The sequence below is a fragment of the Ferrovibrio sp. genome, assembly GCF_035304305.1.
Taxonomy (GTDB): domain Bacteria; phylum Pseudomonadota; class Alphaproteobacteria; order Ferrovibrionales; family Ferrovibrionaceae; genus Ferrovibrio.
Map to the genome: position 1 here is coordinate 1 of NZ_DATGQG010000094.1, position 9,008 is coordinate 9,008.

8 protein-coding genes are annotated in these 9,008 nt (G+C 66.1%); 6 read left to right on the top strand and 2 right to left on the bottom strand.

What is annotated here, in order from left to right; translation table 11 throughout:
* The coding region (locus VKZ87_RS11165; RefSeq protein WP_324221336.1) for an acetyl-CoA carboxylase carboxyltransferase subunit alpha at positions 1–952 on the bottom strand (952 nt) is incomplete at its 3' end.
* Positions 953–1,101: 149 nt separating this feature from the next.
* On the opposite strand from VKZ87_RS11165, the gene purH reads away from it, so the two are divergent.
* From purH to VKZ87_RS11180, 3 genes are all read left to right on the top strand, one after another.
* On the top strand, positions 1,102–2,691 hold the full coding sequence (purH, locus tag VKZ87_RS11170) for a bifunctional phosphoribosylaminoimidazolecarboxamide formyltransferase/IMP cyclohydrolase (protein WP_324221337.1): 1,590 nt from the start codon (positions 1,102–1,104) through the stop codon (positions 2,689–2,691).
* A gap of 102 nt (positions 2,692–2,793) precedes the next feature.
* Positions 2,794–3,453, top strand: coding sequence for a glutathione S-transferase family protein (locus VKZ87_RS11175; protein ID WP_324221338.1), 660 nt, complete (start codon positions 2,794–2,796; stop codon positions 3,451–3,453).
* 158 nt (positions 3,454–3,611) lie between these two features.
* The gene (locus VKZ87_RS11180; RefSeq protein ID WP_324221339.1) at positions 3,612–4,865 is read left to right on the top strand and encodes a cyclopropane-fatty-acyl-phospholipid synthase family protein; all 1,254 of its coding nucleotides are present in this window, start codon (positions 3,612–3,614) and stop codon (positions 4,863–4,865) included.
* A gap of 18 nt (positions 4,866–4,883) precedes the next feature.
* Here VKZ87_RS11180 and VKZ87_RS11185 read toward each other — a convergent pair whose 3' ends face one another.
* Positions 4,884–6,275, bottom strand: coding sequence for an MFS transporter (locus tag VKZ87_RS11185; protein ID WP_324221340.1), 1,392 nt, complete (start codon positions 6,273–6,275; stop codon positions 4,884–4,886).
* A gap of 225 nt (positions 6,276–6,500) precedes the next feature.
* Here VKZ87_RS11185 and VKZ87_RS11190 point away from each other — a divergent pair, with 225 nt between their 5' ends.
* The 3 genes from VKZ87_RS11190 to VKZ87_RS11200 form a co-directional block, all read left to right on the top strand.
* On the top strand, positions 6,501–7,481 hold the full coding sequence (locus VKZ87_RS11190) for a TRAP transporter substrate-binding protein (protein ID WP_324221341.1): 981 nt from the start codon (positions 6,501–6,503) through the stop codon (positions 7,479–7,481).
* 59 nt (positions 7,482–7,540) lie between these two features.
* Positions 7,541–8,050 (top strand): TRAP transporter small permease, encoded by a 510-nt coding sequence (locus VKZ87_RS11195; RefSeq protein WP_324221342.1) that lies wholly within the window; start codon positions 7,541–7,543, stop codon positions 8,048–8,050.
* A gap of 10 nt (positions 8,051–8,060) precedes the next feature.
* Positions 8,061–9,008, top strand: a 948-nt coding sequence (locus VKZ87_RS11200) for a TRAP transporter large permease subunit (protein ID WP_324221343.1), incomplete at its 3' end; no start/stop codon positions are given.

Here is a 9,008-nt window from a genome sequence, read left to right on the forward strand (position 1 = left end):
AGAGTCCGGTCGACCCCATTTCGAGGAATTTGCGCCGGCGGGCTTCGCGCAGCGCGCCGGGCTCCTGCCCGATCAGATCGCGCAGATGGCGCTCGAGCGCATCGCCCAGATCCTGGATCGCCTGGGCCGGATTGCGGTGGGCGCCGCCAATCGGCTCCTTCACCACCTCGTCGACCACTTTCAGCTTCAGCAGGTCGTCGGCCGTGATGCGCAGGGCCTCGGCCGCCTCGGGCCCCTTGCTGCCGTCATTCCACAGGATGGCGGCGCAGCCCTCGGGCGAGATCACCGAATAGACGGCATGCTCGAACATCAGGACGCGGTTGGCCGCGGCGAGCGCCACCGCGCCGCCCGAGCCGCCCTCGCCCACGATGGCCGAAATCAGCGGCACCCGCAGATCGAGGCAGCAGTCGATCGCCCGGGCAATGGCCTCCGCCTGGCCGCGCTCTTCCGCCTGGACGCCGGGATAGGCGCCGGCGGTATCGACCAGCGTGATCACCGGCAGGCGGAAACGGTCGGCCAGCCGCATCAGGCGGATCGCCTTGCGGTAGCCCTCGGGCTTGGCCATGCCGAAATTGTGCTTCACCCGGCCTTCGATGCCGCGGCCCTTCTCGTGGCCGAGGATCATCACCGCACGGCCGCGGAAACGCGCCAGCCCGCCGGTGATGGCGGAATCCTCGGCATAGAGGCGGTCGCCGGCCAGCGGCGTGAAGTCGGTCACCAGACCGGCGATGAAGTCGGCAAAATGCGGCCGGTCCTGGTGGCGCGCCACCTGGGTCTTCTGCCAGGCGCCGAGCCGGGCATAGGTGGCCTGGAGCTGCTGGGCCGCCTTGGCTTCCAGCCGCTGCAGTTCGTCGCCGATATCGGTGGTGCCGTTCTCGCTGAGCTGTTTGAGCTCGGCAATTTTCGCCTCAAGCTCGGCGATCGGCTTTTCGAATTCGAGGTAGGAGCGCATGGGTGCCTCGTGTAGCACGGATGGCGATTCCGCACAAACCTCCGAAGCCATTGGTTTCGCTTGATTTTTACGTGACTTCCGGGCTTTGGGCTGGCGTGCTATAGCGCTGGCCGCTCTCCCTTCCTGTCCGCTGCCCGAGGCCCTGCCCGATGTCCGCCGATCTGATTCCTGTCCAACGCGCATTGCTGTCCGTCTCCGACAAGACCGGCCTGGTGGAATTCGGCCAGGCCCTGCATGGCCTGGGAATCGAGATTCTCTCCACCGGCGGCACCTATAAGGCGCTCAAGGCGGCCGGCGTTCCGGTCAAGGAAGTGGCCGAGCATACCGGCTTCCCCGAGATGATGGACGGCCGGGTCAAGACCCTGCATCCGACCATCCACGGCGGCATCCTCGCGCTCCGCGACGAACCCGACCACAAGGCGGCGATGCAGAAGCACAGGATCCCGCCGATCGATCTGGTGGTGGTCAATCTCTATCCTTTTGCCGCGACCGTCGCGAAGGGCGCGGACTTTGCCACCTGCATCGAGAATATCGACATCGGCGGCCCGGCGATGATCCGCTCCGCCGCCAAGAACCACGGCTTCGTGACCGTGGTGGTGGACACCGCCGACTACAGCGAGGTTCTGGAGGCGCTGAAGAGCAACGGCGGATCGACGCCGCTGCAGCTGCGCCGCCGTCTGGCCGCCAAGGCCTATGCCCATACCGGCGCCTATGACGCGATGATCGCCACCTGGTTCGCGCGGCAGAACGGCGAGAGCTTCCCGCCGACCCTGCTGCTGTCGGCCGAGCGCCGGCAGGAGCTGCGCTACGGCGAGAATCCGCACCAGCGCGCCGCCTTCTACGCCGTGCCGGGCGATCAGCGTCCCGGCGTCGCCACGGCGAAGCAGCTGCAGGGCAAGGAACTCAGCTACAACAACCTCAACGACACCGACGCGGCCTTCGAGCTGGTTTCGGAATTCAGCGACCGGCCGACGATCGCCATCATCAAGCATGCCAATCCCTGCGGCGTGGCGAGCGCCGATTCCCTGAGCGCGGCCTGGGATGCGGCGTTGCGCTGCGATCCCGTTTCCGCCTTCGGCGGCATCGTCGCCATGAACCGCACGCTGGACCGGGCCACGGCCGAGAAGATCGGCGCCATCTTCACCGAAGTGATCGTGGCGCCCGACGCCGACGAGGATGCGAAGGCGCTGCTGGCCGCCAAGAAGAATCTGCGGCTGCTGCTGACCGGTGGCATGGCCGATCCGGTGGCGCCGGGCTGGTTCGTCAAATCGGTTGCCGGCGGCTATCTGGTGCAGACCCGCGATGCCGGCCGCGTCGCCGAGAGCGAACTCAAGGTGGTGACCAGGCGCGCGCCGTCGCCGCAGGAACTGGCCGACATGCTGTTCGCCTTCCGCGTCGGCAAACATGTGAAGTCGAACACCATCGTCTATGCGAAGAACGGCGCCACGGTCGGCATCGGCGCGGGCCAGATGAGCCGTGTCGATTCCGCGCGCATCGCCTATCGCAAGGCACAGGATTCGGCCAGGGCGGCCGGCCTGCCGGAGCCGCTGACCAAGGGCTCGGTTGCGGCCTCGGATGCCTTCTTCCCCTTCGCCGACGGGCTGGAAGTGCTGGTCGAGGCCGGCGCCACGGCGGTGATCCAGCCGGGCGGCTCGATCCGCGACCAGGAAGTGATCGACGCCGCCGACAAGGCGGGCCTCGCCATGGTCTTCACCGGGATGCGCCACTTCCGGCACTGAGACAATCGGGACAATTCAGCAGAGCGTAGCGACATGGCCGGGCTTGACCCGGCCATTTCCGTATCCTTCACTGCGCCGGATCTCGGAAAGAGGAGTCGCGCCATGTACAGGCTCTACTGGGCACCCGGCACCGCAGCGATGGCCCCGCAGGCCGTGCTGGAGGAGATCGGTGCCCCTTACGAGGCGGTGCGGCTCGACACCGCGGCGAAGGAGCATGAAGCGGCCGAATACAGGAAGCTCAATCCGAACGGCCGCATCCCCACACTGGTCGACGGCGATTTCGTCATCTTCGAGACGGCGGCGATCTGCCAGTATCTCTGCGACCGGCATCCCGAGGCCAATCTGGCGCCGCCGGCCGGAAGCCCGGAATCTCTCATGGCTCGTGGCCGCTTCTACCAGTGGCTGACCTACATGACGAATACCGTGCAGGTCGGCTTCATCGACTGGTTCCATCCCGACTGGACCTTCTCCGATCTCGACAGCCAGGCGGCGCTGAAGGCGCAGGCAGAGGTCAAACTCGCCCGCGCCTTCCAGGTGCTGGACGACGGCATCGGCGGCAATGCCTTCGTCACCGGTCCGCAATTCACCGTCTGCGACATCTATCTCGCCATGCTGACGCGCTGGAGCCGCTTTCTCGCGAAGCCGGCCTGGACCTGGCCCAATATCCGGCGCGTGGTGGAAGCCAGCTACACCCGGCCGGCCTTCCAGCGCATGATGCAGAAACAGGGCATCGCCTGGGCCGAAAACTGGCCGCAGGACTGATCGCGACCGCGAGAATACCGCGTCCATCAGCAAAACCGGCCCGGGCGCGGCGGTGGCAAAGCTGTAAACGGCGAAACCCGGCTTGTCCCGCGCGGATGACCGCGCCAATATTAGGACGGGAAGGGGCGTTATCTTCTGTTCTCGAGGGAGATTTACGCATGTTGCTCGATATTGTTCTCAAGGGCGTCGTCAAGAAGGGCAGGCTGACGCTGATCGATCATCGCGGCCGCACCAGACATTATGGTGAGGCCGAACCTGCCGATGGCCGCCACATCACGATCCGCGTGCATACCGCCGCCGCGGCGCGCCGTCTGGCGCTGAATCCCAATCTCGCGCTCGGCGAGCTCTACATGAACGGCGAGTTCACGGTCCAGGGCGGCTCGATCTACGATTTCCTCGAGCTTGCGGTGAGCAATCTCGGCCCGCACGGCAAGGTACCGCTGTCGGGTCTGGTGAACACCTACGAACGCGCCCTGCGCCTGTGGCACCAGTTCAACGCCGAGAGCGCCGCGAAGAAGCGCGTGCAGCACCATTACGATCTCGACGGCCGGCTCTACGATCTCTTCCTCGACACCGACAAGCAGTATTCCTGCGCCTACTTCCCGACGCCGGACGCCACGCTGGAACAGGCCCAGCTCGCCAAGAAGCGCCATATCGCCGCCAAGCTGAAGATCGAACCCGGCATGAAGGTGCTCGATATCGGCTGCGGCTGGGGCGGGCTCGGCCTGTATCTCGCCGAGACCTGCGGCGCCGACGTCACCGGCATCACGCTGAGCGAGGAGCAGCATGCCATCGCCAACCGGCGCGCCCAGGAGAAAGGCCTGACCGACCGGGTGCGGTTCCAGCTGATGGATTACCGCAACATGGCGGGGCAGTTCGACCGCATCGTCAGCGTCGGCATGTTCGAACATGTCGGCGTGCCCTTCTACGGCGCGTATTTCCGCGGCATCCACCGCCTGCTGAAGGATGACGGCGTGGCGCTGGTGCATTCCATCGGCCGCTCGGAAGGCCCCGGCGTGACGGCAGGCTTCATCCGCAAATACATCTTCCCCGGCGGCTACATTCCGGCGCTGTCGGAAGTCATTCCCGAGATCGAGAAGAGCCAGCTCTGGGTCACCGATCTGGAGATCCTGCGGCTGCACTATGCCGAGACCCTGCGGCACTGGCGCATGCGCTTCCTGGCGCAGTGGGACAAGGCGAAGGCGCTGTACGACGAACGTTTCTGCCGCATGTGGGAATTCTACCTCGCGGCCTCGGAGGTCACCTTCCGCTACTGGGGCCAGATGGTCTTCCAGGTGCAGCTGACCAAGAGCATCAACACGCTGCCGATCACCCGCGACTACATGTTCGACGGCGAGCGCGCACTGGCCGGGCGGGAAGTGCCGCAGCGACCTTTCGCCAAGACGGGCTGACCGGACCGGAGCCGGCGCCTAGTGCGCCGGCTCTTTCACCCTCCACAGGATGGCGAAGCCGATCGCCAGGAAGACCAGCACGATCGCGGCGGCGATGCGCTGGGTGCTGAACACGGCCGTCGCAATGCCGATCAGCAGCGGCGCCAGAAACGTCGTGGCGCGGCCCGACAGCGAATAGAGGCCATAGAATTCACCCACCATGTCGGGCGGGCTGAGCCGCGCCACCAGCGTCCGGCTCGCCGCCTGCATCGGGCCCATGCCAAGCCCCAGCAGCACGGCGCAGGCGAAGAAGACACGCTCGCCGGTCGAGCTGAAGAGCCCCACATCCGGCGCGCGCGGCGCCACCGCGATGCCGAACAGGACGCTGTCCGCGGTGATCGACAGGATGCCGAGCGTGCCGAGGCCGACCGACGCGATCGCCCACTGCACGGCGCGCTTGGAGCCGATGCGGTCGTCCAGCCAGCCGCCGGCAATGGCGGCGGGAATCGCGATCACGTTCAGCGCGATGCCGAACAGGCCGAGCTCGGTGGTGCCCCAGCCGAAAATGCCGGCGGCGTAAATGCCGCCGAAGCCGATCACCGCGACGAGGCCGTCGTAATAGATCATGTAGGCGATCAGGAAGCGCAGCAGGTTGCCGTACTGGCGGATATGGCGGATCGTCGCGATGACGCGGCGGATGCCCGCCTTCACCACGCTGGTGAAAGGCTGGCCCGAGCCGGGCCGGTCGGGCGTGAAGAGAAACATCGGCAGCACGAACACGGCGAGCCAGAGCGCGGCGGCCGGGCCGATGATGCGCTCGGCCTCGAAGGCATCGCGCCTGAGGCCGAGCAGCGCCTCGCCCGGCGGCGGCGTGATCCCGACGAGTTCGGGCTGCGAAACGATCAGAACGGCGAACAGCGCGATCAGCCCGCCGACATAGCCCATGCCCCAGCCGATGCCGCTGAGCCGGCCGATATGCCGCGGCGTCTCCAGTCCCGGCAGCAGGGCGTTGTTGAACATGATCGAGTATTCGGCGGCGATGTTGGCGAGGATCAGCCCGAGCAGCACCAGCGGCAGCAGCTGCGGCTGCCCCGGCTGCGCCAGCCAGAGCAGTGCGCAACCGAAGGCGAGCAGTATCTGGAAAACGAGCAGCCACGGCTTGCGCCGCCCGCCGGCATCGGCGATGGCGCCGAGGAACGGCGCGCCCAGTGCAACCAGAACGGCGGAGAAAGCCGTGGTGAATCCCCACAGCGACTGCCCCTGCACGGGATCGCCGATCACTTTCGAGGTGAAGTACGGCGCGAAGATGAAGGTGGTGATGACCGTGAAATAGGGCTGGTTGGCCCAGTCGAACATCGCCCAGGACAGCCGCGCCCGCCACGAAGCGGGCCGTGCCTCTGCCGCGCCCGCCGACGCCGTCGCTTCCGCCATTGCCGCCATCCCGCTCCCCCGGACCAGTCTGCGCACAGTATAATCTGTCGCCTGCCGGATGTCGCTTACTCAGCAGGCGACGTGCCCGTTTTGGCGCCAGCCGCATTTACCGGCGGGACAGCCTTGCCAAGCCGCATCATACGATGACAAACTAACTCCAGCGCGCAAAGCCCGGCGGCATATGCTACGCGGCATGGGCGCATTTCCAATCGGGGAGAGATACTGATGACTTCCAAGACATGGCTTTCCGCCGCCGTGATCGGTGCGGCGTTGCTGGGCAGCAGCGCGGCCCTGGCGCAGACCAAGTGGGATCTGCCGGGCGCCTATCCGGCGGGCAACTTCCACACCAAGAATCTGGTGCAGTTCGCCGAGGACGTGAAGAAGCTCTCGGGCGGCAAGCTCGAGATCACCGTGCATCCGGGCGCGTCGCTGTTCAAGGCGCCGGAAATCAAGCGCGCCGTGCAGACCGGCCAGGTGCAGATCGGCGAAGTGCTGATGGTCAACGTCGAGAACGAAATTCCGGTCTTCGGCGCCGACGGCGTGCCCTTCCTCGCCACCAGCTTCGATGCGTCCTACAAGCTGTGGCAGGCGCAGAAGCCGGTCATCGAGAAGAAGCTCGCCGAGCAGGGCATGACGGCGCTCTATGCCGTCGCCTGGCCGCCGCAGGGCATCTACGCCAAGAAGGACATCAACAAGATCGAGGACCTGAAGGGCACCAAGTGGCGCGCCTACAGCCCGGCCACCTCGCGCATCGCCGAACTGGTGCAGGCGCAGCCGGTGACCATCCAGCAGGCCGAACTGGCCCAGGCGCTGGCGACCGGCGTGGTTGATACCTTCATGACCTCGGGCTCGACCGGCCGCGATTCGAAGGTCTGGGAAAGCCTGACGCATTACTACGACACCCAGGCCTGGCTGCCGAAGAACCTGATCTTCGTGAACAACGACGCGTTCAAGAAGCTCGACGCCGCCAGCCAGAAGGCGCTGAAGGACGCGGCCGTCGAAGCCGAGAAGCGCGGCTGGGAAATGGCCAAGGTCGAAACCGAAGCCGCCAAGGCCGATCTGGCCAAGAACGGCATGAAGGTGCTGGCGCCCAGCGCCGAGCTGAAGGCCGGCCTCGAGAAGGTGGGCGCCACCATGATCGAGGAATGGACCAAGAAGGCCGGCGCCGACGGCAAGGCCATCATCGACGCCTTCAGGAAGATGTAAAAGACCAGCCGGGCGGGCCTCAGAACCCGCCCGGCGCTTTTTCTGCCACCGGATTTTCCATGCGCTCTCCGCTCCAGCCGCTCTACCGGGCCAGCCTCTGGCTCGCGGGGCTGTTCATGATCGCCATGCTGGCGACCATCCTGGTCAGCATCCTCGGCCGCCAGTTCGACTTCTACATCCGCGGCATCGATTCATACGCCGGCTATTTCATGGCCGCGGCGTCATTCCTCGCGCTCGCCGGCACGTTCGCGCACGGCGACCATATCCGCGTGACCCTGGTGATCAGCCGCTTCACCGGCAAGCCGCGCCGCGCCTTCGAGATCTTTTCCCTGATCCTGGCCATCGCGATTTCGGGCGCCTTCGCCTTCTACAGCGTGAAGATGGCCTGGTGGTCGTGGAAGTTCAACGACATCAGCACTGCCAACGATGCGACGCCGCTGTGGATTCCGCAGATCGGCATGGCGCTCGGCACGGTGATCTTCTGCATCGCCTTCATCGAGGAATTCATCCTGGTTCTGCGCGGCAAACCGCTGAACGATCAGTCCGCCGAACTCGCCCGCACCGAATAGGATACCCGCCGTGGACCAGATCATCATTGCGGTCTTCCTGATCGTCGCCCTCTTCGCCCTGTTCGCCGCCGGCCTGTGGATCGGCCTCGGCCTGCTCGCCTGCGGCTGGATCGCCATGGCGCTGTTCACCTCGCGGCCCGTCGGCGACGCCATGGTCACCACCATCTGGGGCGCGTCCTCGAGCTGGACGCTGACCGCCCTGCCGATGTTCATCTGGATGGGCGAGATCCTCTTCCGCACCAAGCTGTCAGAAGACATGTTCCGCGGCCTTGCACCCTGGATGACCCGCATCCCCGGCCGCCTGCTGCACACCAACATCATCGGCTGCACGATCTTCGCGGCTGTCTCCGGCTCGTCGGCAGCAACCTGCGCCACCATCGGCAAAATGAGCATTCCGGAACTGCGCGCCCGCAACTATCCCGAGGATCTCGTGATCGGCACGCTGGCCGGCGCCGGCACGCTCGGCCTGCTGATCCCGCCTTCGCTGATCATGATTGTCTACGGCGTCGCGGCCGAAGTCTCGATCGCCAAGCTGTTCATCGCCGGCATTTTCCCGGGCATGCTGCTCGGCGGCCTGTTCATGGGCTACATCATGGTCTGGTCGCTGCTCAATCCGGGCAGGATTCCGGCCCCGACCGAGCGCTACAGCTTCACCGAAAAGCTCTGGGCCTCGCGCCACCTGCTGCCCACCGTCGGCCTGATCCTTGCGGTGCTGGGCTCGATCTATGTCGGCGTCGCCACCGCCACCGAGGCGGCCGGGCTCGGCGTGGTCGGCGCACTGGTCATCGCCGCCGCCCAGGGCACGCTGAACCGGAAGACCTTCACCGAAAGCCTGCTGGGCGCCACGCGGCTGTCCTGCATGATCGCCCTGATCCTCGCCGGCGCCGCCTTCCTGACGCTGGCCATGGGCTTCACCGGCCTGCCGCGCAACCTGGCCGACTGGATCGACAAGATGCAG